24 protein-coding genes and 1 other annotated feature are annotated in these 21,096 nt (G+C 51.9%); of the genes, 20 read left to right on the forward strand and 4 right to left on the reverse strand.

Translation table 11 applies throughout. From position 1 onward, the window contains the following. Positions 1–2: 2 nt before the first annotated feature. The 12 genes from LCM29_RS01245 to LCM29_RS01300 all read left to right on the forward strand — a co-directional run bounded on the left by LCM29_RS01245 (position 3) and on the right by LCM29_RS01300 (position 9,548). A complete protein-coding gene (locus LCM29_RS01245) occupies positions 3–1,040 on the forward strand; it encodes a rod shape-determining protein (RefSeq protein WP_214695333.1) in 1,038 nt (345 codons plus the stop codon). Between the two features lie 13 nt (positions 1,041–1,053). Further along, positions 1,054–1,944: a rod shape-determining protein MreC gene (mreC, locus tag LCM29_RS01250; RefSeq protein WP_074035245.1), complete on the forward strand. Its 891-nt coding sequence runs from the start codon at positions 1,054–1,056 to the stop codon at positions 1,942–1,944. A 1-nt stretch (position 1,945) separates the two neighbouring features. Next, entirely contained in the window at positions 1,946–2,440 is a 495-nt protein-coding gene (gene mreD / locus LCM29_RS01255; protein ID WP_083600174.1) for a rod shape-determining protein MreD, read from the forward strand. 5 nt (positions 2,441–2,445) lie between these two features. Then, a complete protein-coding gene (locus LCM29_RS01260; RefSeq protein WP_224860450.1) occupies positions 2,446–3,114 on the forward strand; it encodes a septum site-determining protein MinC in 669 nt (222 codons plus the stop codon). A 5-nt stretch (positions 3,115–3,119) separates the two neighbouring features. After that, positions 3,120–3,977: a septum site-determining protein MinD gene (gene minD / locus LCM29_RS01265; RefSeq protein WP_214695335.1), complete on the forward strand. Its 858-nt coding sequence runs from the start codon at positions 3,120–3,122 to the stop codon at positions 3,975–3,977. A gap of 43 nt (positions 3,978–4,020) precedes the next feature. Continuing rightward, a complete protein-coding gene (locus LCM29_RS01270; RefSeq protein ID WP_224860452.1) occupies positions 4,021–5,346 on the forward strand; it encodes a ribonuclease E/G in 1,326 nt (441 codons plus the stop codon). A 55-nt stretch (positions 5,347–5,401) separates the two neighbouring features. Beyond that, positions 5,402–5,474, forward strand: a sequence feature (ribosomal protein L21 leader region). Positions 5,475–5,489: 15 nt separating this feature from the next. Next, positions 5,490–5,798 carry a 50S ribosomal protein L21 gene (rplU, locus tag LCM29_RS01275; RefSeq protein ID WP_015881153.1) on the forward strand — a complete coding sequence of 103 codons (309 nt, stop codon included), beginning with the start codon at positions 5,490–5,492 and terminating at the stop codon, positions 5,796–5,798. A 3-nt stretch (positions 5,799–5,801) separates the two neighbouring features. Then, entirely contained in the window at positions 5,802–6,137 is a 336-nt protein-coding gene (locus LCM29_RS01280; protein ID WP_074035231.1) for a ribosomal-processing cysteine protease Prp, read from the forward strand. A 12-nt stretch (positions 6,138–6,149) separates the two neighbouring features. Further along, entirely contained in the window at positions 6,150–6,431 is a 282-nt protein-coding gene (rpmA, locus tag LCM29_RS01285) for a 50S ribosomal protein L27 (RefSeq protein WP_015881155.1), read from the forward strand. Between the two features lie 66 nt (positions 6,432–6,497). After that, positions 6,498–6,938 (forward strand): Spo0B domain-containing protein, encoded by a 441-nt coding sequence (locus tag LCM29_RS01290; RefSeq protein ID WP_224860454.1) that lies wholly within the window; start codon positions 6,498–6,500, stop codon positions 6,936–6,938. Continuing rightward, positions 6,939–8,228, forward strand: coding sequence for a GTPase ObgE (gene obgE / locus LCM29_RS01295; RefSeq protein WP_074035227.1), 1,290 nt, complete (start codon positions 6,939–6,941; stop codon positions 8,226–8,228). It abuts the gene before it with no gap. Positions 8,229–8,279: 51 nt separating this feature from the next. Next, entirely contained in the window at positions 8,280–9,548 is a 1,269-nt protein-coding gene (locus LCM29_RS01300; RefSeq protein ID WP_318247825.1) for a hemolysin family protein, read from the forward strand. 43 nt (positions 9,549–9,591) lie between these two features. Here LCM29_RS01300 and LCM29_RS01305 read toward each other — a convergent pair whose 3' ends face one another. From LCM29_RS01305 to LCM29_RS01320, 4 genes are all read right to left on the reverse strand, one after another. Then, the gene (locus LCM29_RS01305) at positions 9,592–10,365 is read right to left on the reverse strand and encodes an NUDIX domain-containing protein (protein ID WP_214695345.1); all 774 of its coding nucleotides are present in this window, start codon (positions 10,363–10,365) and stop codon (positions 9,592–9,594) included. A gap of 119 nt (positions 10,366–10,484) precedes the next feature. Further along, complete coding sequence (locus tag LCM29_RS01310; RefSeq protein WP_224860458.1) at positions 10,485–11,063, reverse strand: DedA family protein; 579 nt, start codon at positions 11,061–11,063, stop codon at positions 10,485–10,487. A gap of 107 nt (positions 11,064–11,170) precedes the next feature. Next, on the reverse strand, positions 11,171–11,710 hold the full coding sequence (locus LCM29_RS01315) for a transcription repressor NadR (protein ID WP_214695354.1): 540 nt from the start codon (positions 11,708–11,710) through the stop codon (positions 11,171–11,173). Beyond that, positions 11,688–12,818 (reverse strand): cysteine desulfurase family protein, encoded by a 1,131-nt coding sequence (locus tag LCM29_RS01320; protein ID WP_224860460.1) that lies wholly within the window; start codon positions 12,816–12,818, stop codon positions 11,688–11,690. The genes LCM29_RS01315 and LCM29_RS01320 overlap by 23 nt, the downstream gene beginning before the upstream one ends. A 95-nt stretch (positions 12,819–12,913) precedes the next feature. Between LCM29_RS01320 and LCM29_RS01325 the strand changes: the two genes are divergently transcribed. The 8 genes from LCM29_RS01325 (at position 12,914) to yajC (ending at position 21,082) form a co-directional block, all read left to right on the forward strand. Beyond that, positions 12,914–14,347 (forward strand): L-aspartate oxidase, encoded by a 1,434-nt coding sequence (locus LCM29_RS01325; RefSeq protein WP_224860462.1) that lies wholly within the window; start codon positions 12,914–12,916, stop codon positions 14,345–14,347. Continuing rightward, complete coding sequence (nadC, locus tag LCM29_RS01330; RefSeq protein ID WP_224860464.1) at positions 14,301–15,170, forward strand: carboxylating nicotinate-nucleotide diphosphorylase; 870 nt, start codon at positions 14,301–14,303, stop codon at positions 15,168–15,170. The genes LCM29_RS01325 and nadC overlap by 47 nt, the downstream gene beginning before the upstream one ends. Beyond that, a complete protein-coding gene (gene nadA, locus LCM29_RS01335; RefSeq protein WP_224860466.1) occupies positions 15,133–16,212 on the forward strand; it encodes a quinolinate synthase NadA in 1,080 nt (359 codons plus the stop codon). The genes nadC and nadA overlap by 38 nt, the downstream gene beginning before the upstream one ends. A 703-nt stretch (positions 16,213–16,915) precedes the next feature. After that, entirely contained in the window at positions 16,916–17,503 is a 588-nt protein-coding gene (gene ruvA / locus LCM29_RS01340; RefSeq protein WP_015881166.1) for a Holliday junction branch migration protein RuvA, read from the forward strand. Positions 17,504–17,513: 10 nt separating this feature from the next. Further along, positions 17,514–18,515 (forward strand): Holliday junction branch migration DNA helicase RuvB, encoded by a 1,002-nt coding sequence (ruvB, locus tag LCM29_RS01345; RefSeq protein ID WP_214695364.1) that lies wholly within the window; start codon positions 17,514–17,516, stop codon positions 18,513–18,515. A gap of 3 nt (positions 18,516–18,518) precedes the next feature. Next, positions 18,519–19,577, forward strand: coding sequence for a tRNA preQ1(34) S-adenosylmethionine ribosyltransferase-isomerase QueA (gene queA, locus LCM29_RS01350; protein WP_412093967.1), 1,059 nt, complete (start codon positions 18,519–18,521; stop codon positions 19,575–19,577). Next, positions 19,574–20,719, forward strand: a complete 1,146-nt coding sequence (tgt, locus tag LCM29_RS01355) for a tRNA guanosine(34) transglycosylase Tgt (RefSeq protein ID WP_015881169.1) — start codon at positions 19,574–19,576, stop codon at positions 20,717–20,719. Before queA ends, tgt begins: the two co-directional genes overlap by 4 nt. Before the next feature lie 84 nt (positions 20,720–20,803). After that, entirely contained in the window at positions 20,804–21,082 is a 279-nt protein-coding gene (gene yajC / locus LCM29_RS01360; protein ID WP_031421435.1) for a preprotein translocase subunit YajC, read from the forward strand. Positions 21,083–21,096: the final 14 nt, after the last annotated feature.

Raw genomic sequence — 21,096 nt, forward strand, 5'->3', positions numbered from 1 at the left:
CTATGTTTCGTAGTTTTAACCGAGAAATCGGAATCGACCTTGGAACGGCTAACACGCTCGTTTACGTAAAGGGTCAAGGAATTGTTGTTCGTGAACCGTCCGTTGTGGCGTTCCGTACAGATACAGGTAGAATTGAGGCCGTCGGTAACCAGGCCAAAGATATGATTGGACGTACACCAGGGAACGTCTCTGCTCGTCGTCCGATGAAAGACGGCGTTATCGCTGACTTTGAAACGACAGCAACGATGATCAAATACTTCATGGAGCAAGCTCAAAAATCAAAAGGCGGTTTGTTCTCATCGAAGACGAACGTCATGATTTGTGTGCCAAGTGGCATCACGTCTGTTGAAAAACGCGCTGTTGAAGACGCTGCGAAACAAGCAGGCGCTCGTGAAGCTTATACAATCGAAGAGCCATTCGCGGCAGCAATCGGCGCAGGTCTCCCGGTTTGGGAACCGACTGGCTCGATGGTCGTGGATATCGGTGGCGGTACGACCGAAGTCGCAGTGATCTCACTCGGCGGCATCGTGACAAGCCAATCGATTCGTGTCGGTGGTGACGAAATGGATGACGCCATTATTCGTTACATCAAAAACAAGTACAACCTCATGATTGGGGAACGTACGGCCGAGACGCTCAAGATGGAAGTCGGTTCGGCGCGCATCGACGCATCGAACGAGGCAGAGAAGATGGAAATCCGTGGTCGCGATCTCGTGACAGGACTTCCGAAACAAATCGAAGTGTCGTCTACAGAAGTGTGCGAAGCACTCTCCGATACAGTCGAAGCGATCTTGGCAGGTGTCAAGCAGACGCTTGAACAAACACCACCAGAACTCGCAGCTGATGTGATGGACCGTGGAATCGTCTTGACTGGCGGCGGCGCGCTCCTCAAAAACTTGGACGACGTCATCTCAGACGAGACGCACATCCCGACACTCGTTGCGGATGAGCCACTCGACTGTGTAGCAGTCGGTACAGGAAAATCTCTTGAAATGATGGACGTCCTCCGTTCGAAATCAGGCATCTCGTCACGTCGATGAGAGGTGAGACACGATGAGCCGATTCGTACGTAATAAAAAGCTCATCATCACGCTAATTGTACTGATCTTGTTTTTCGTCATTTTAGGGGTTTCGATTCGAGGACGATCGGAATCAGCCTGGTACCAAGACGTCACGCGTGATGTGGTCGGCACGTTCCAGCGAGTGTTCGCGGTACCAATCGGATGGATGGACTCGACCGTCTCATCCATCTCGGACGTCCGCGACATCTACGAAGAGAACCGTCAACTGAAAGAACATTTGGCGAAGTATGCCGAGGTATCGGTTGAGGCAGATGATTTGCGCCGTGAGAATGAGGAGCTTCGGAAAATGGTCGAAGCGAAAGACGAGTCGTTACGCGACTTTGACCTCATTCCTGCGGAGGTCATCGGTCGGACACCGAACGATTGGCAACGCTACGTCACCATCAACGTCGGTTCTGAAAGCGGCGTTGAGAAGGGCATGGCCGTGACCGCGGCGAGCGGGATGGTCGGTCGTGTCATTCAAACGAGCGCCTATACGTCACAAGTGCAACTGCTCAGCGACAACAACCGGACGAACAACGTCTCGGCTGTCGTCAAAGATGCTGACGGCAAAGCGACGTATGGGACGATTGACGGCTTCGATACGGAGACGAACGAGTTGTTCTTCACGAAAGTATCGAATAGCGTCAAGCTGAAAGAAGGAGAAATTGTATCGACCTCTGGACTCGGGGGACGTTACCCGGCCGGACTCGTCATCGGTACGATCGAGTCGATCGAGACGGACGAATATGGCGTCTCTCAAGTCGCCCGGATCAAACCGGAGGCCGACTTTAATGAGTTCTCACAAATGTACGTGATTGATCGGACACTAGACGAACCGTTTCTAACGGGTCCCGAGGAAGGAGGAGCAGCGGGTGAGTAACATGAAAGTGTTCATCGCCCTGTTCCTCCTTTTTCTTATTGAAGGAACATGGGCATCGATTTTCTCGTGGCACTATGCCACGCCGTATCTTTTATTAACGCTAATCGGGCTGATGTTCGTCAGTCTGTATGGTCGATGGGAGACGGCGCTCGGGTTCGGTCTTGTATTCGGGTTGCTGTATGATATCGTCTACACCGACTTGCTCGGAATTTATGTATTTACTTTTTCACTCATTCCTCTCTTAGCCAGCTTCGTGTTAAAATATATAGGTGAGAACTTCTTCTCCGTCACCATCACCTTCACGTTCATGATTGTCGTATTCACAGTTGCGATATACGGGATCATGGCAGCAATCGGTGGGACGTTGATGACGATTCAAACACTATTGATTGAACAGATTCCAGGGACCGTGCTCGTCAATGCCATCGCCATCGTGATTCTTTATTATCCGATGATGCGGTATGTGACGATCCGACCTGTTGTGAAAAGAGGGTAGCCATGATGGAGCGTAAACGACACATTACGATTAAAGGACATCGCAACGGAATTGCCATTCACTTCAATCCGAAGAGTGGCATCGACGAGGTGCTTACGGACTTTGAAGCGACATTACAAGAAATGGAGCCGCCGTCCGGTAAGATTGCCCTGAAGTTGCACGCGGGTACTCGTTATCTTGACGAGGAGCTGACACGTCAAATTCGTGAGGTCGTCGCTCGTCATGGCGTTTTTTATATTGAAGACTTGTCGAGCAATGTCATGTTGACGGAAGAAGCGAAAGCGACGTACGGCAGAAAGACGTTCCACTATCATAGCGGGACGATTCGCAGTGGACAGGTCCTCGCGTTTGATGGCTCGGTGCTTGTGATTGGGGACATCAACCCCGGTTCTGAGGTTCGGGCGACAGGAAGTATTTATTGTTTGGGCACGATACGAGGAAATGTGCGTGCGGGTGTCGAAGGATGGGAAGAAGCGGTCATTACCGCGAGCCTCCTCCATCCGAAGTTTTTGGCAATCGGCGAACATGTTCTCACGTCCGACGATGAGGAAGAACTTCCTGAGATTGAGATGGGTTGTGCGTATCAGACGAATGACGGGATCGAGATGACACGTCTCCGCCACGTCATGACCGGTCTGAAAGACGCATATGCAATGGAATTACAGAGAGGGTGAGTGGAATGGAGCAAGTAGTGGAGCCTGTACATACAGAAAAAGAAGTGAAAAACGGCAGAGCCATCGTCGTGACATCAGGAAAAGGGGGCGTCGGAAAAACGACGACGACCGCCAACATCGGGACGGGGCTCGCCTTGTCTGGACACTCGGTCTGTCTCGTCGATACGGATATCGGGTTACGTAACCTCGATATCATTCTCGGACTCGACAACCGGAGCATTTATAACCTCGTCGATGTCATCACGGGACAATGTAAGTTGAATCAGGCGCTCGTTCGCGACAAACGGTTCGAAGAGATGTACTTACTTCCGGCCGCACAGTCGAAAGACAAGACGTCGGTCAATCCTGAGCAAGTGAAAGAGATTGTCGACCAACTGAAGACGGAATATGATTTCGTCTTGATTGACTGTCCTGCTGGGATCGAGCAAGGGTTCATGAACGCGATCGCTGGAGCGGACGAGGCGATTGTCGTCACGACACCTGAGAAGGCGGCCGTTCAAGACGCGGACCGCATCATCGGGATGCTCGAGCAAGCGAGTCACATCGAAGCACCGAAGCTCGTCGTCAACCGGGTGAAAAATCACCTCGTCGAATCGGGCGATATGCTCGATATCGATGACATCATGCGCATCTTGTCGATCGACCTCCTTGGCGTCGTCATCGATGATGAGGAAGTCATTGCCGCTGCGAACCGCGGGGTGCCGGTCACGATGAACCCGGACAACAATGCCGGACAAGCGTACCGCAACATCACGCGTCGCATCCTCGGCGAATCGGTCCCGCTCATGTCGATTCAGACAGAGACGGCGCCGGTCGGCTTCTGGGCACGACTCATGATGAAATTTGGAATGAAAAAAGCGTAAAGGCAACGAAAGTTGCCTTTTTCTGTCGAAAGGAGAGGTGCACATGAAGTTAATCTACGAACGAACACCTTCCATTGAACGGGCGATGCTCGTGGACGGAGAACGGTTACTCGAGGTCGAAGAACGCTTCGTCGACCAATTATCGGTCGGTACAATCGTCGAGGCTGCGATTGAACGGATCCACCCGTCACTCGGCGCGGCATTTTTGACGGACGGGGAGACGACGTTCTTTTTACCGATTGCGGAGACGCTTCGCGCACTGACCTCGTATCCGGACGTGCCGGCCATCGGACAAGCGGCGGTCGTCGGGGAAAAACGACTCGTGCAAGTGACGAAAGAAGGCATCAACGGCAAGCATCATAAAGTGACCGAAAACATTCGGTTCGGTGGACGTTACCTCGTCTACTTCCCGTACGGTCGTCGGAAACTGTTCAGTCGCAAGCTCGACCTCGTCACGCAGGACCGCCTCTCGAAGTCGGTTGCCCTTACAGAAGAGGAAGGGGTCCTGTTTCGAACGGAGGCCGGACAAGTGGCACCAGACGCCTTACAGGAAGAACTCGACCTGCTCCGCGACCGTGCGAAAGCTGTGATCGAACAACGGTACGGGCAAGACGAACTACTTTGTGAACATTTCGTACGGCGTCATGCGGTCGAATCGGTCCTCTTAAACGACAAAGAAGGACAAGCTCGCGTTGAACGCTTGGACGTTCCCGTGAAACGTCACATCGGGAAAGGGCGAATCCCAGAGGCGAAACGTCTTGACGAGGCGATTGAAAAGCTCGAGAGTCGTGCCGTTTGGTTAGATGGCGGGGCGTTCGTCTTGATCGAACAAGTCGAGACGATGACTGTCATCGACGTCAACAGTGGGAAGAACGTCGCCGTCAAAGATAAAGGACGCGCAGCCGATACAATCAATGAAGCGGCGCTCTATACGATCATGGAACAGATGCGCTTACGTAACATCGGCGGCATGATCGTCATCGACTTTTTACGCGGATCGAAAGAAGGCCAGACCCGACTTCTCAAGAAAATGAAAGAGCTCGGGGCACGTGACCCGCGACGCGTCGAAGTGTACGGATTCACACGGATGGGCTTATTCGAATTGTCACGGGAACGGACCGGACGCTCGATCCAAGACCGGATGACATATGGAGGCAAGCCATCGAAACTGGCTGTCTTCTCGCAGTTTGAACGCGCACTCCTTGACCTTAGCGGGCAATACGAGGCGGTCGTGCTCGCACTACCGAAAAAGTGGCATGCCGCTTCCTGGCATGAATTTGACATCGACGTACACCTCGTCGAAGGAGAGCCAGAGTTCGCCTTTTACGGGACGTCCGCAGAATGTCAGAATTTCTTATCTCGCCGTTGACAATGAATAATTGAGAGTGGTATTATCTATAACGTTAGTTCGTTTGGAAGCACCCAAATGGCTATAACCGCACAGAACGGGTTTTAAAGGTATTTGCCCTGCCCAGGATGGCGAGTCTGAGTTTAACAAGGAGGTGCACGTATATGTACGCAATCATCAAAACTGGTGGTAAGCAAATCAAAGTTGAAGCAGGTCAAGAGATCTACATCGAAAAACTCGATGCTGATGTCGAAGGTACTGTAGAATTCGGTGAGGTTCTTTTCGTTGGTGGTGACGATGTTAAAGTCGGCGCTCCACTCGTAGAAGGCGCTAAAGTTGTCGGTACTGTGGTAAAACACGGCCGCGCTAAGAAGATCACTGTCTTCAAAATGAAAGCTAAGAAAAACTACCGTCGTAAGCAAGGTCACCGTCAGCCTTACACGAAAGTTCGCATCGAGAAAATCGAAGCGTAAGCTATGATTCGGGTCAAGGTAAGACGAGACGAGGCGAACTCGATTCGCTCCGTCGAAGTGACTGGTCATGCCAATTTTGCAGAACCTGGTTCTGACTTGGTGTGCGCCGGTGTTTCAGCCATCATATTTGGTGCCTATAACGCCGTCGAAACGCTTGCGGGTCAATCGCTTCTTGTAGAAATGGCAGATCAAACAGAGGGTGGTTACTTTTATGTCGAGACGTATCCTGACTTATCACCGCAGGATATGGAACGCACCCAACTGTTATTAGAAGGGATGCTCGTGCAGTTAGACACGGTCGCCCAAAGCTACGGTGAATATATCCAAATTGAACAATAGGAGGTGGACCTCATGTTACAATTGAACCTTCAGTTCTTCGCTTCGAAAAAGGGAGTTGGTTCGACTAAAAACGGTCGTGACTCAATTTCGAAACGTCTCGGTGCAAAACGCGCTGACGGACAAACAGTTTCAGCTGGATCAATCCTTTACCGCCAACGCGGTACAAAGATTCACCCAGGTGAAAACGTTGGCCGTGGTGGCGACGACACTTTGTTTGCGAAAGTTGACGGCGTAGTACGCTATGAGCGTCTTGGTCGCGACAAGAAACAAGTGAGCGTTTACCCAGTCGCGTAAGTTGAACGACGCAGAAGACTCTAGCCACTTTTTTGGTTAGAGTCTTTTTTTCTAGGAGAGGATCAAATGGATTCAGAACAGACACTCGAGCTTTTATCGACCGTCCGTCACGAATGGATGAATCGGCTTCAATTGATCTCGCTCTATGCGGCACTCGATCCGACTAAGCTCGAGGAACTTTACGAACGCTATCGGAAACAGGCCGACGAGGAGAGTGCGCTCGTTCGTTTGAACGTGCCACAGACAAGCCTTGTCGTGATTCAAGCGAATTGGGAAGGACGGATGACGTATACGATTTCGACCGACCAACTCGTCATCGATGATGCGCGAGTGGCAGAGATGCTTGTCCGCTTGTTGAAAGACACGGACGGGCCGATTCATGTGACGTTCACGGACGGACTGATGGTTCGCGTCACGGGAAATGTCCCGGAAGACGTGTTCACGTCAGCCGATGTGTACGAACAGAACGTAGAGATGACTACGTTTCACATAAAGGAGGGGAAATAAATGTTTGTCGATCAGGTTAATATTTTTGTAAAAGCTGGAGACGGCGGAAAAGGGATGGTTGCCTTCCGTCGCGAAAAGTATGTCCCAGATGGTGGACCTGCAGGTGGTGACGGTGGTCACGGTGGAGACGTCGTCTTCGAAGTAGAAGAAGGATTGCGCACACTCGTTGATTTCCGTTATTCGAAGAAATTTATCGCCCATGATGGCGAAAAAGGAATGTCAAAAGGGATGCACGGACGTAAAGCGAAGCCGCTCATCGTCAAAGTCCCACCTGGCACAATCGTATTCGACGCAGAGACGGATACAGTCATCGCCGACTTGACGGAGCACGGACAACAAGCGACGATCGCTAAAGGTGGACGTGGTGGACGTGGGAACTGTCGTTTCGCGACACCAGCCAACCCAGCTCCAGAAATCGCGGAGAACGGTGAACCAGGTCAAGAGCGCGAATTGCGTCTTGAATTGAAACTCCTCGCAGACGTCGGACTCGTCGGTTTCCCGTCTGTCGGGAAATCAACACTACTGTCGGTCGTTTCTTCGGCACGTCCGAAAATCGGGGCGTACCACTTCACGACGATCACACCAAACCTCGGTGTCGTCAAGACAGCGGACGACCGTAGCTTCGTCATGGCCGACCTTCCAGGTCTCATCGAAGGGGCTAGCCAAGGTGTCGGTCTCGGTCACCAATTCCTTCGTCATATCGAACGGACGAAAGTTATTGTTCACATGATCGATATGAGTGGAATGGAAGGACGCGACCCGTTCGAAGACTACACGACGATCAACCGTGAGCTTGAGTCGTACAACCTACGACTTCTCGAACGTCCACAAGTCGTCGTCGCAAACAAAATGGATATGCCGGACGCAGAGGAACATCTTGAAGAGTTCAAGAAGAAGGTAGGAGACGATGTCAAAGTCTTCCCAATCTCTGCCCTCGCACAAGATGGTCTTCGTAACTTGTTGATCGAAGTGGCGAACTTTGTCGATACGACACCTGAATTCCCACTCGATGAGCTTGAAGAGAAGACAGCGACGCCTCGTGTCGTGTATCGTTATGAGAAGGAAGAGAAAGGTTATCAGATCCACATCGATGAATACGATCGCTTCGTCATCACGGGCCCTCGCATCGAGAAGCTCTTCAAGATGACGAACTTTGACCATGATGAGTCAATCAAACGATTCGCTCGTCAAATGCGTCAGATGGGCGTCGATGATGATCTTCGTAAGCTCGGTGCCGAAGACGGCAGCGTCGTTGCAATTCTCGACTTCGAATTCGAGTTTGTGGAGTAAGAAAAAATTATTTGTTAAGAAGAAACGGAGTGTGAAGCTAACGTGGACCCTGTGCCCTCGTCAAGTTTAATTCTATATGTAGTTCTCGTCATGTTGTCAGCGTTTTTCTCATCAGCAGAAACGGCGCTTTCGAGTGTAAACCGTGTTCGGATGATTCGAATGGCAGAAGATGGCGACAAAGCCGCCAAACGCGTCCTCAGTCTCGTCGACCGCTTTGACGATACGCTCTCGACGATCCTCGTCGGGAACAACATCGTCAACATCGGTTCGGCGACGGTATCGACCGCGATTGCCACGTCAATTTTCAGTGGCGGTACGGGACTTCTCGTGTCGACGTTCGCGACGACGGTCATCATTTTGATCTTCGGTGAGATTTTACCGAAGTCGCTCGCCAAGGAGTTTGCGGAGAAGTACTCGCTTCTCATCAGCGGGATCCTTGTCTTCCTCGTCAAAATCCTCAAACCGGTGACGATGATCTTCACCGGTTTGAAGAAGTTGACGCTTCGGATGATCGGGATGAAAGACAAGGAGCCGTCAGTCACGGAAGAAGAGTTGAAAGTACTCGTCGATATGGGGGAAGAGGAAGGTGTGCTTGGTGAGACGGAAGCTGAGCTCGTCCATAGCGCCTTCGCCTTCAACGATATTACCGTCGATGACGTCTTGACGCCGCGAATCGATATTTTGGCTGTCGACATCGACGATTCGCTCGATGAAATCAAAGACACGATTTTCAGTGGTGGACATTCACGTTTACCGGTCTACAAAGACTCGATCGACAACGTCATCGGCGTCTTGTCAGAACGTGACTTCTTACGTTCGATGATGAAGGATGAAGTGACGGATGTCCGTTCGCTCATTCGACCGCTCACGTACGTGTCACCACAGACGAAATTGATTGAACTACTTCCGATTCTCCAGCAGAAACAATCTCACATGGCTGTCGTCCTCGATGAATTCGGGGGTACGGCGGGTCTCATCACGTTAGAAGACATGCTTGAAGAACTCGTCGGCGACATCTGGGATGAGCACGACGAATCCGTCGTCTATCTCCGACGTCTCCGTGAAGGGGTCTACGAGTGTATGGCTGACATGAACGTCGATGAATTCGCGGAAGAGATGGGGATTGCGGAACCAGATGTCGATTCCAACACGATGGGCGGTTGGTTCGTTGAATTACTCGGCGACATTCCGGAGAAAGGTGCACAAGTCACGTATCAAGACATGACGTTCACCGTTCTCCACGTGGAAAAACGCCGTGTCCGGAAACTGTTAGTGGAGACTGGACAATCACAGCAAGAAGATCTACAAGAAGAAGCATAAAGAAAAGGGATGATTCGCTCATAGCGGATCATCCCTTTTTGCGTTACACCGATTGGCGTTCGATGCGCTCAATCAATTCGTATGGACGTACTTTATAGATGGCGTATGGCATATACACAGGATCGATCGCATCGAGGAAGCGCATCTGGAAGTGCTCCCGTTTGATATAGTCACCGACGTTACGCGAGTCGACTTTGTAGAATCCGACTTCCTGCGTTTCCCCGGCTTGTGGTCTGAGGTCACCGGATACATATTTCGCACGGAACGTGACGCAGAGGACGCGGGACGACACGTTTTGATAGATTCCCGTGATGCCTTCCACCTCGATTTTCACGCCTGTCTCTTCGTCCACTTCACGGTGGATGGCGTCGACGAGTGACTCATGCTCTTCCACCTGTCCGCCGGGCATTTCGAAGGAGTCGTTTCGATGCATGTTTTTGACGAGGAGGACCTCACCCGCTTCATTCGTGATATACGCTGTCACACAGACGATCGCACGTGGTGGCGTATAGTGACCGGTCGGCATCATGAACTCTTCGCTCGACTTGATATACAGGTCTTTTCCGAGGCGGGCCCGCTGTTTCATGGCGTCCCGTCGTAACGTACTGCCGCGGTAATCCCGTTCGACTTGTTCATAGTGTTCACGGTCTCGGTACTCCCATAGTGCCATGACCTCCGACTTGTCTTCGGTCACCCAGCGTCCGACGAGTCGGGCGCCATGGGACGCTTGAATCGGATAGATGTATGTATGGAAGAAGTCGGTAAATTCTTGCAGACGTTCAGGTCGAATCGTATACGTTTTACGGCGATGGAACATGGTGATTCCTCCTTTTTCGTTGTGCGGTGTCTTGTTTGTGTGACCGCGATTCGCTTACATGATTCTTATTCGACAGATGTGAGCGTTTCCCTTTCTGACAAAAAAAGAATCAGCGCAAGTTACGCTGATTCTTTCACATGTTTTGGTTGCTGACGAAGATGACGGACGACGAGGAAAATTCCGATGGCTAGCGCCAGGAAGGGCAGGATGTCGTCCATGAAGTGGCCGATCATACGCCAGTTGTTGCCGAGCATCATTCCGACATGAATGAAGATGAACGACCAGACGGCGAAAATGAAGGTCGTTACCGACAAGAACTTTCGGAAGGACAGGCGCATCACGCCGGCACTGACCGCGAAAAGCTGGCGCCAGAACAGGCTGAGGCAGACGATCCATGCCCCGTATTTCTCAAACCAGCGTTCGGCCCGCAGTTGTTTGTCTTGCCGAATCCGAAAATAACGATACAGTCTCAAGGCGACGGGACGCCCGCCATATCGACCGATCCAGTAAAGACCGATCTGACTGAGCGTGAAGGAAACCCACGCCAGTAGGAACGTCAAGAAGAAAGACGCGTCATGCGAATCGACGAGAAAGCCGCCATATGCGAGAACGAGTTCGTTCGGGATGAATTGGATGAAGATGCCGAGAGGAATGCTGAAAACACCACATACGGCAAGCATGTGCTCGAGGACGTTCATGACGAGACCTCCTTTCAAAGTGATTGCAGGAAACTTGTTCCATCCATCAGTATAACGGACATGACTGAAAAGAAAAAGAAGAGATGTCACATATTCGTGACATCTCTTCAATCTAATTCGGATACGAGAATACCAAGTCGGTCAAGCTCTTTCACCGCGGCATCAATCGCTTCCTGATGATCGGCTTCAAGTGTATGGACATGTAATCCTCCGGTCAATTGCGAGAGCGGTGAGGCCCCGTGTGCCTTGACCCGCTCGAGGAAGGCGCGGACGTCACGCCGACTCTTCACCATGAGCTGCCCTGTGATGGATCCGTAAACAGGATGATCGATGATGACGTCTTTGATGGTGACCCCTTCATCGACGATGGCGTTCATCTCTGCCTCCATCTCTTCTGCCGTATGGCGGCAAGCCACCTTTTTTGAATAAGTAGACGGGGTGAAGTCGCCGTGCAAATAAACGTAACCACGAGCGGTGGCGACGATTTGGTGACCTTTCGCTTTTAAGAGCGACAAATCTTGGACGATGACTTGGCGACTGACGGATACATGCCTTGCCAGTTCAGATCCAGTAATCGGTTCATTGCTCGATTCGATCAGTTGAAGTAAAGTGCGACGGCGTTCTTCACCGGCTAAACGTTTGTTCATGATGTTCGACTCTCCTTGCTAAAGTGACGATGGCATCGGCGAGGGCCGATGTGTCTTCGACGGTCGTTTGTGCGCCGAAGGAAATGCGGACGAGTCCGTGGCAGGCGCTCGTCTCATATCCGAGTGCTTCGAGCATGCGGTTCGGTCCGTTCTGACCGGCGCGACATGCTGACCCGGCGGATACTTGGAACCCGAGATCGTCGAGCTCGGTCATCCACCATTGTCCGTCGCGTTGATGGGATACGAAGGAAAAGATAGCGGGACTTTGTTCGTCAAACTCGAGCCAATGGACATACGCTGACGTCTTCTCTTTCAAGATAGCACGAAACGCCATGAAATTTCTCTGAAAACGTGTCAATTGATCCTGACGTTCCCCGAGCGCTTTGACGAAGGCGCTAATTCCTGGAACGTCGATCGTACCTGGACGAATCCCGTATTGGTGATGACCCGGGTAGTAAGGTGGGGGAATCAAGCGTTCCATATAGAGGGCTCCGATCCCTTTTGGTCCACCGACCTTATGAGCGCTGAACGAGTAAGCGTCGATTCCTTCAACGGAGATGGGGATTTTCCCGAGTGCCTGTACCCCGTCCACGTGAAAGAGAATCTTTTTATATTTTAGGAGACATTGGATGTGATGGAGCGGTAACACCCATCCTGTATCAGAATTGACGTGTTGGAGTGTGACGAGCCCGATGTCAAGGTCGAGTAAGTGCGTGAACGTCTCTAGATCAAACTTTCCGTCTTTCAGTTTCAATCGATGGACGATGACCCCTTCGCGTTCCCATTCTTCAAGCAGGAGGGCGACCGAATCATGTTCGTGCCAGGACGTGATGACTTCTTTTCCTTTCATGCGTTTCCGTAAGCTCGTCAGCGCGATGTAATTACTTTCAGAACCACTTCCAGTAAATAATAACTTACCACGTAAGACATCGAGTCCTAATGCTTGTTTAAGTAGTCGCCGTGCCTCTGTCAAATAATCTTCAGCCATATATCCGTGCGCGTGGAGTGATGATGGGTTCCCATAAACGTTTTTGGCCATAGCCACGTAATGGTCTAATGCTGCATGTGTCATAGGATGTGTAGCGGCGTAGTCGAAGTAGCGGTTCATCATGGACTCCCCTTTTCTCATGTTGTCTTCTACACAAAATTATGCGAAACTAGTTTACAAGTCAACATTACATATGAAAAACAGGTGATATACAAGTGTCTTTACAGATAGAGAAAACCGACATTTTGATTATTGGAACAGGACTTGCCGCCGTCACGACGGCGCTACATGTGCCATCCTCTTTGTCTGTCCTCCTCGTCTCCAAAGGGGAGGCGACGTCGACGAACTCCGATTTGGCACAGGGGGGAATTGCGAGCTCGTATCTCGAGGAGACGAGTGAGGCACATAAAGAAGACACGATGCTTGCTTCGAATCAGACATCGTGCTCAGAACGCGTCGACATTCTCGTTGAAGAAGGACGTCGAGCGATTGAAGAGATAGAACGGTTCGGTGTCCGCTTCGATCGTGACGAGGACGGGTATGCCCTCGGACGGGAAGGGGCTCATCGGTTGCATCGCATCTTTCATGCCGGGGGCGACGAGACCGGTCGACATGTCATGCGGCACTTGCGTCAGTCTTTACCGGACAACGTGAACATACTCGAACACGTCCTCGTCCATGACCTTGTGATGAAGGAAGGACGAGTCGTCGGTGCGATGGCGTTTCAGAAAGAAAAATTGCTACACATCGAGGCAGGTGCCGTCGTTCTCGCGACCGGCGGAATCGGTGGACTTGTCGATTGGACCTCGAACGCTCAGACGGTGACCGGTGACGGTCTCGTCTTGGCAAATCGATGCGGGGCCAAACTGACGAACTTACAGCGGATCCAATTTCACCCGACCTTGTTGGCCGCCGAGGAACCTCATCTCGTCACCGAGGCGCTCCGTGGTGCCGGTGCGAAGCTCGTCGATACATACGGAAACGATGTGATGGCGCATCACCCACTTGGGAGTCTCGCCCCTCGAGACGTGGTAGCCCGTGTCCTGACAGATCGAGTTGGACCCATCTTTCTCGATACGTCGGGCGTGAAGCAATTACGTGAACGGTTCCCGAAACTCGCAATGACATGTGACAAGTTAGGAATCGACCTTCGCAAAATCCCCGTTCGCCCAGGGCTCCATTTTCATATGGGCGGAATTGAAGTGGATGACGTGGGTCGAACGGACGTCGACGGTTTGTATGCCGTCGGAGAAGTGGCGGAAGCGGGTATACATGGTACGAATCGACTCGCCTCGAATTCACTCTTGGAATGCTGGGTGTTCGGAAAACGTGTCGCCGAGGCGATTCAAGTGAAGGACAGAGGCTTTGCAACGAGCGATGTGATGGCGTATGACATCTCACCTGACACGTTCCGTTCGCTCCGCCAACAAATCGGCAAATGGTTGACGATTTCACCAAATCACGACGAAATGAAATGTTTCTTACAAAATACCCAAACGTTGACCTTGACGAAACACGTGACAAGACAATTAAGTGAACAAACTTTACAACTTGATGCGGCGCGCCTCATCGCGCAAAGCATCCTCGAAATGGAGAGGTACGATGAACACGATTTATCTACGCGAACAGCTACGACAGTTTCTGATTGAGGATATCGGATATGGCGATCTATCAAGTGAACTGATCGATGAACAGGACGAGTCAGTCGCGACCATCATTGCAAAAGAGGAAGGCGTCTTCTGCGGGAAGCCGATCGTTCAAGAACTTGCTAGAATGCAACAACTCGAATTGGTGGATTGCCAAGATGACGGGAGTCGGATTGCCCCTGGCGATGAACTGATCGTCTTGAAAGGAAAGACTCGTGTCCTGTTAGAGACGGAACGTGTCTTATTGAATGTGATTCAGCGTGTGAGTGGGATTGCGACGATGACACGTCAATGTGTCGATGCGCTCGATGACGACTCGATTCACGTCACGGATACGCGGAAAACGACACCGGGACTCCGCATGCTTGAGAAGTATGCCGTTCGTATCGGTGGCGGCTACAACCATCGACTCCGCCTCGACGATGCCGTCATGATCAAAGACAACCATATCGTCGCACTCGGCGGTGTGACAGAAGCCATTCACGTCGCACGTTCGAGAGTCGGTCATACGACTCCGATTGAAGTCGAGGTCGAATCGTTCGCTCAGCTCTTAGAAGCCGTTCAAGCGAATCCGGATATTGTAATGCTCGATAATCGAACGCCGGATGAACTACGAGAATGGGTCCCGCATATTCCGGACCATATCACCATCGAAGTGTCTGGCGGCATCACGCTCGACACGATTGCCGACTATCGAGGGATTCGCATCGATGTCATCTCACTCGGTCAGTTGACCCACTCGGTACGGGCGCTCGACTGCAGTATGAATTTACAAGGAGGAATGAAACATGCAACTACTCGGAACACTCCCACCGACGTACGCTAATCTGTCAGTGGAGGAAATGGAGACGCGGATTCAAGCGGTCAAGGACCGGCTCGGGACACGTCTCTTCTTACCGGCGCATCATTATCAAAAAGACGAGGTCGTCCAATTCGCGGACGCGACAGGAGATTCGCTCCAGCTCGCGCGGCTCGCAGAACAGATGAGCGAAGCGGAATTCATCGTCTTCTGTGGCGTGCATTTCATGGCGGAGACAGCAGACATGTTGACACGCGACGATCAGATTGTCGTCTTACCTGATATGCGGGCCGGTTGCTCCATGGCAGACATGGCTGATATCGATCAGACAGAGATTGCGTGGGAAGAATTGACGGAGCAGTTCGGGGAAGGAATCATCCCGATTACATACGTCAATTCGACGGCGGCCATCAAGGCTTTCGTCGGACGTCATGGCGGGGCGACCGTCACATCGTCGAACGCACATGAGATCGTCCGTTGGGCACTAGAAGCGGGAGAGCGGATTTTGTTCCTTCCCGACCAGCATCTCGGACGCAATACGGCGTATGACCTTGGCATCCCGCTCGAGGCGATGGCCGTCTGGGATCCGCTCCGCGAAGAACTGGTGGCAGAAGGAGACCTCGAACAGATTCGGGTCATTCTTTGGAAAGGCCATTGTTCTGTCCATGAGAAGTTCACCGTCTCGCAAATTCAAGCGTTCCGTGAGCGCGAACCGGATCGTCGCATCATCGTCCATCCGGAATGCACGTTTGATGTCGTGCAGGCAGCCGACGAGGCAGGATCGACGTCATATATCATCGACAAGATTGATGCGAGTGAACCCGGGACAAAATGGGCGGTCGGGACGGAGATGAACCTCGTGAACCGATTGGCGGCGACGTACCCGCATCTCGATATCGTCTCGTTGAACCCGTTCATGTGTCCGTGTCTGACGATGAACCGAATCGACTTGCAACATCTCCTCTGGGCGCTCGAATCGCTCGAAACGGACCCTGTGAACGTCATTCGCGTCGATGCTGAGACGACAGAGTGGTCGAAACGTGCACTTGAACGTATGCTCGCACGATAATCGCTTCAGGACAGGCAAACGCCTGTCCTCAGACTGTAGACAAAGTATAGGTATAATGTCTTTTTTATGCCCAATCCGGACACGGCTCGCTTTCCTAGGGGCAAGCAGGGAGCCGCATCGCGACTGCGTCACTGCTGGGTCTCCCTTTGCTTGCTATTCCCTCAGGAGTCTCGCCTGCCCGTTCTTGGTCACCTGTTGTCCTTCATCCCAAATATAATGGTGTGAGAAGAACACACAGGGGGCGGATTTGATGATCAACAAGTCGACACAATCCATCCTTCACGGTCTGACAAACGGAACGGATGTTGAACAGCGGCCCGAGGAGGATGATCTCGGGATCGATGACGGGTGGGCTCGGCGTTTTCCCTTTCCCCTAATACATCGATTCGAAGTAAGTACCGAGCTTTTTCTTCGGCCGTCGGGGCCTTAGAAAAAGACAAATGGCCGCCAGATGACGACCGTTTGCGTTGCTCGCCCGACGGCGCCCCGACTCCTGCAGGAAAGCAATCCGACGGAGACCCAGCAGCGACTTGAGTCGCGATGCGGCTCCGGGATTGCCTGCGGAAAGCGTGAGCGCCGGAAGGACGAGTTCGAACATGTTATTTGTCAACAAGCTGAGGACAGGCAAACGCCTGTCCTTTTTTCATATCGCTCGTTATGGTACAATAAATGCAGTTTTTCCGACCGAAAAGGAGATTACACCGTGATTGAATTCGTAAAAGGACCCGTCGCCTATGTGTGTGCGGAATATATAACGTTAGATGTCTCGGGCGTCGGCTACAAAGTACATGTGCCTAACCCGTTTTTTTATCGTGAACAAGACGAACATGTAATCGTGTTTACGCATCATTACGTCCGTGAAGATCAACAGACGCTATACGGTTTCCGGTCACGCCGGGAACGGGAGCTCTTCAATAAACTCCTTAGCGTGAGCGGTATCGGACCGAAAGGGGCACTCGCGATTGTCGCCTCTGGAGATATCGACGCGTTGATCGATGCGATTGAAACCGAGAATGAGAAGTATTTGACGAAGTTCCCGGGAGTCGGGAAGAAGACGGCCAAACAGATGGCACTCGACTTAAAAGGGAAGTTATCCGAACTTGCACCGGATTATGTGCCGAACGAAGGATTGTTCGCACAAGGTGCATCAGAACTCGACGAGGCGTGTGAGGCGCTCGTCGCCCTCGGATATTCTGAACGAGAGATCGCGAAAGTCCGCAAAGCATTGAGCGGGGAAATCTTGACGACCGACGCGTACATAAAACGCGCGCTACAGCTGTTATTGAAATAAGGAGGAAGCTATGGACGAACGATTGTTGTCACAATCTCATCAGCAATATGAAGACTCTGAAGAGTGGAGCTTACGTCCGCAGCGCTTCGAGCAATATATCGGGCAGGAAAAGGCGAAAGGCAATTTGTCTGTCTTCATCCAGGCCGCCAAACTTCGCAGTGAGACGCTCGACCACGTCCTATTGTATGGACCACCGGGACTCGGGAAGACGACACTCGCGCAAATCATCGCCAACGAGATGGGCGTCGGCATAAAGACGACCGCCGGACCGGCGATTGAACGACCAGGTGATTTGGCCGCAATCCTCTCGACACTTGAGCCGGGTGATGTCTTATTTATCGATGAGATTCACCGGTTGAGTCGGACGATTGAAGAGATTCTCTATCCGGCGATGGAAGACTACTGTCTCGATATCGTCTATGGACAAGGCGAGATGGCGCGAAGCGTACGCATCGATTTGCCACCGTTCACACTCGTCGGGGCGACGACGCGAGCTGGGATGTTATCGGCGCCGCTTCGGGACCGTTTCGGGGTCACATTGAAACTTGAATACTATGAGCCACATGAACTCGCGGCCATCGTCAGTCGGACGGCCCAGCTGTTCCGCCTTTCGATCTCACCTGAGGCGAGTGGCGCGATTGCGAAGCGCTCGCGAGGGACGCCGCGAATCGCCAATCGTCTCTTGCGCCGAGTCCGTGACTTCGCGCAGGTAGCCGGCACGAAAGAAATCGATCCGGTGCTCGCATCCGATGCGCTCGACCGTCTACACGTCGATGCACTCGGACTCGATGAAGTCGACCATCGATTGCTTCGGGCCATGGTGGAGCGGTTCGGAGGTGGACCGGTCGGACTCGAGACGCTCGCCGCAACCATCGGTGAGGATGCTCAGACGATCGAGGACGTCTACGAGCCCTATTTATTGCAACAAGGGTTCTTGCAGCGGACGCCGCGAGGACGGATGATCACACAGTTTGCCAAGTCGCATTTTGGTTATGAAGAGGAAGAGGAGTAAGGTATGCAAGACATTCAATTGAACGTAAACGATTATGATTTTGAATTGCCAGAAGAGTTGATTGCCCAAGTCCCGTTGCTCGATCGGACGAGCTCGCGTCTGCTCGTATTGGACCGTGAGACAGGAGACATCGAGCATCGTCATTTCCGTGACGTGCTCGACTACTTGAACGAGGGAGATGCGCTCGTCGTCAACGATTCGCGCGTCTTACCGGCTCGTCTCTTTGGAGCGAAACAAGAGACAGGCGGGAAAGTGGAGCTGCTTTTATTGAAACAGACGGAAGACGACGTATGGGAAGCGCTCGTCAAACCGGCGAAAAAAGTTCGTGTCGGTTCCATCGTCGAATTCGGTGACGGACTTCTCCGCGCGGAATGCGTCGAGGAACTCCCGGAAGGAGGACGTCGCTTCAAGTTCGACTACGACGGTATCTTCTACGAGATTTTAGATGAACTCGGAACGATGCCACTCCCACCGTACATCCGTGAACAACTCGATGACCAGGATCGTTATCAGACGGTCTATGCGCGGGAACGAGGCAGTGCAGCCGCTCCGACAGCAGGTCTTCATTTCACAGAAGAACTGCTCGAGGCAGCGAAGGCAAAAGGGGTTCGGTTAATCCCGCTCACGCTTCACGTCGGTCTCGGCACGTTCCGTCCGGTAACGGCTGATTCGATCGAAGAACATACGATGCATAGCGAATATTTCGAGTTGTCAGCTGAATCGGCAGCTGCGCTCCGAGATATCCGGTCGAACGGAGGTCGCATCTTTGCGGTCGGTACGACTTCGACACGGACGCTCGAAACAATCATGCGAGACCATGGGGATTTCGTCGAGTCATCGGGCTGGACGGATATCTTTATCTACCCTGGTGTCGAGTTGAAGGCAATCGATGGATTGATCACGAACTTCCACTTGCCTAAATCGACACTCGTCATGCTCGTCTCGGCATTCGCGACGCGCGACATCATCTTACACGCTTATCGGACTGCGGTCGCAGAACGATACCGCTTCTTCAGTTTTGGAGACGCGATGCTCATCACGAGGAAGGAAGTAACAAAATGACAAAACACGCAGTCACATACGAACACATTCACACATGTAAACAGACCGGAGCGCGGCACGGAATCGTCCATACGCCGCACGGGTCGTTCGAGACACCGGTCTTCATGCCGGTCGGGACGCAAGCGAGCGTCAAGACGATGGCACCTGAACAGGTCAAGGCGATGGGTGCAAACATTATCTTGTCGAACACGTACCATCTATGGGTCCGTCCGGGACATGAGGTTATCAAACAAGCTGGCGGGCTTCATAAGTTCATGAACTGGGACGGCGCGATTCTCACGGACTCGGGCGGCTTCCAAGTGTTCTCGCTTGCCGATCTTCGAAACATTCAAGAAGAAGGCGTCCATTTCCGTAACCACTTGAACGGTGACAAGTTGTTCTTGTCACCGGAAAAGGCGATGGAGATTCAAAACGCACTCGGGTCGGATATCATGATGGCATTCGATGAGTGCCCACCTTATCCGGCGACACATGAATACATGAAGAAATCGGTCGAACGCACAAGCCGCTGGGCAGAACGTTGCCTTGAGGCACACGAGCGTCCAGAAGACCAAGCGCTCTTCGGGATCATTCAAGGTGGGGAATATGAGGATCTTCGTCGTCAAAGTGCACAAGACCTCGTCTCACTCGATTTCCCAGGATATGCGGTCGGCGGTCTCTCGGTCGGTGAACCGAAAGACGTCATGTATCGTGCCCTCGAGTTCACGACGCCGCTCATGCCGGAAAACAAACCACGTTATTTGATGGGTGTCGGTTCGCCGGACGCATTGATTGAAGGGTCGATTCGTGGAATCGATATGTTCGACTGTGTCCTCCCGACACGGATTGCACGGAACGGGACGCTCATGACATCGAAAGGTCGCGTCACGATCAAACAAGCGAAGTATAAGACAGACTTCGGCCCGATCGATGAGAAGTGTGACTGCAACACGTGTAAGAATTACTCACGTGCGTATGTCCATCACTTGATTCGTGCGGACGAGATGTTCGGTCTTCACTTATGTACGACACACAACCTTCACTTCCTCGTGAAGTTGATGGAGCAGGTTCGTCAAGCGATTCGCGAAGACCGTTTACTCGATTTCAAAGAAGAGTTCTTCGAAGAATACGGCTACAACAAGCCGAACGCGAAGAATTTCTAAGCAAACGTGTCGGACATTGTGTGACAATGCTTCAGTTTCACGGTATAATGAACCTGATATTGAAGGAAAGGGTGAATGTTACTCATGGAAACAATCGTTGCGTTATTACCAATGATCTTGATTTTCGTCGTATTTTACTTCTTGTTGATTCGTCCACAGACGAAACGCCAAAAAGAAGTACAAGCGATGCAAAACGCCCTCGAGCGTGGCGACAGCGTTGTCACAATCGGCGGTTTACACGGCGTCGTTCATCAAATCGAAGACACACATGTCGTTTTGAAATGCGATCAATCGCTTCTCCGTTTCAACCGAAGCGCAGTTGCGGAAGTCGTGAAAAAAGCGAATGCCTCATTTGAGGAATAAGCAAGTAAGCGTCT

This window comes from Exiguobacterium aestuarii, from assembly GCF_020171655.1.
In the GTDB taxonomy this organism is placed as follows: Bacteria; Bacillota; Bacilli; order Exiguobacteriales; family Exiguobacteriaceae; genus Exiguobacterium; species Exiguobacterium aestuarii_A.

Excerpts from the sequence above, each read along its gene's own strand:
- LCM29_RS01270 (WP_224860452.1), top strand. The coding sequence starts at position 4,021 with ATGAAGTTAATCTACGAACGAACACCTTCCATTGAACGGGCGATGCTC.
- mreC (WP_074035245.1), top strand. The coding sequence starts at position 1,054 with ATGAGCCGATTCGTACGTAATAAAAAGCTCATCATCACGCTAATTGTA.
- rpmA (WP_015881155.1), top strand. The coding sequence starts at position 6,150 with ATGTTACAATTGAACCTTCAGTTCTTCGCTTCGAAAAAGGGAGTTGGT.
- nadC (WP_224860464.1), top strand. The coding sequence starts at position 14,301 with ATGAACACGATTTATCTACGCGAACAGCTACGACAGTTTCTGATTGAG.
- LCM29_RS01260 (WP_224860450.1), top strand. The coding sequence starts at position 2,446 with ATGGAGCGTAAACGACACATTACGATTAAAGGACATCGCAACGGAATT.
- mreD (WP_083600174.1), top strand. The coding sequence starts at position 1,946 with ATGAAAGTGTTCATCGCCCTGTTCCTCCTTTTTCTTATTGAAGGAACA.
- nadA (WP_224860466.1), top strand. The coding sequence starts at position 15,133 with ATGCAACTACTCGGAACACTCCCACCGACGTACGCTAATCTGTCAGTG.
- LCM29_RS01290 (WP_224860454.1), top strand. The coding sequence starts at position 6,498 with ATGGATTCAGAACAGACACTCGAGCTTTTATCGACCGTCCGTCACGAA.
- LCM29_RS01320 (WP_224860460.1), bottom strand. The coding sequence starts at position 12,818 with ATGAACCGCTACTTCGACTACGCCGCTACACATCCTATGACACATGCA.
- tgt (WP_015881169.1), top strand. The coding sequence starts at position 19,574 with ATGACAAAACACGCAGTCACATACGAACACATTCACACATGTAAACAG.
- yajC (WP_031421435.1), top strand. The coding sequence starts at position 20,804 with ATGGAAACAATCGTTGCGTTATTACCAATGATCTTGATTTTCGTCGTA.
- LCM29_RS01245 (WP_214695333.1), top strand. The coding sequence starts at position 3 with ATGTTTCGTAGTTTTAACCGAGAAATCGGAATCGACCTTGGAACGGCT.
- LCM29_RS01280 (WP_074035231.1), top strand. The coding sequence starts at position 5,802 with ATGATTCGGGTCAAGGTAAGACGAGACGAGGCGAACTCGATTCGCTCC.
- LCM29_RS01305 (WP_214695345.1), bottom strand. The coding sequence starts at position 10,365 with ATGTTCCATCGCCGTAAAACGTATACGATTCGACCTGAACGTCTGCAA.
- queA (WP_412093967.1), top strand. The coding sequence starts at position 18,519 with ATGCAAGACATTCAATTGAACGTAAACGATTATGATTTTGAATTGCCA.
- LCM29_RS01315 (WP_214695354.1), bottom strand. The coding sequence starts at position 11,710 with ATGAACAAACGTTTAGCCGGTGAAGAACGCCGTCGCACTTTACTTCAA.
- minD (WP_214695335.1), top strand. The coding sequence starts at position 3,120 with ATGGAGCAAGTAGTGGAGCCTGTACATACAGAAAAAGAAGTGAAAAAC.
- obgE (WP_074035227.1), top strand. The coding sequence starts at position 6,939 with ATGTTTGTCGATCAGGTTAATATTTTTGTAAAAGCTGGAGACGGCGGA.
- ruvB (WP_214695364.1), top strand. The coding sequence starts at position 17,514 with ATGGACGAACGATTGTTGTCACAATCTCATCAGCAATATGAAGACTCT.
- rplU (WP_015881153.1), top strand. The coding sequence starts at position 5,490 with ATGTACGCAATCATCAAAACTGGTGGTAAGCAAATCAAAGTTGAAGCA.
- LCM29_RS01310 (WP_224860458.1), bottom strand. The coding sequence starts at position 11,063 with ATGAACGTCCTCGAGCACATGCTTGCCGTATGTGGTGTTTTCAGCATT.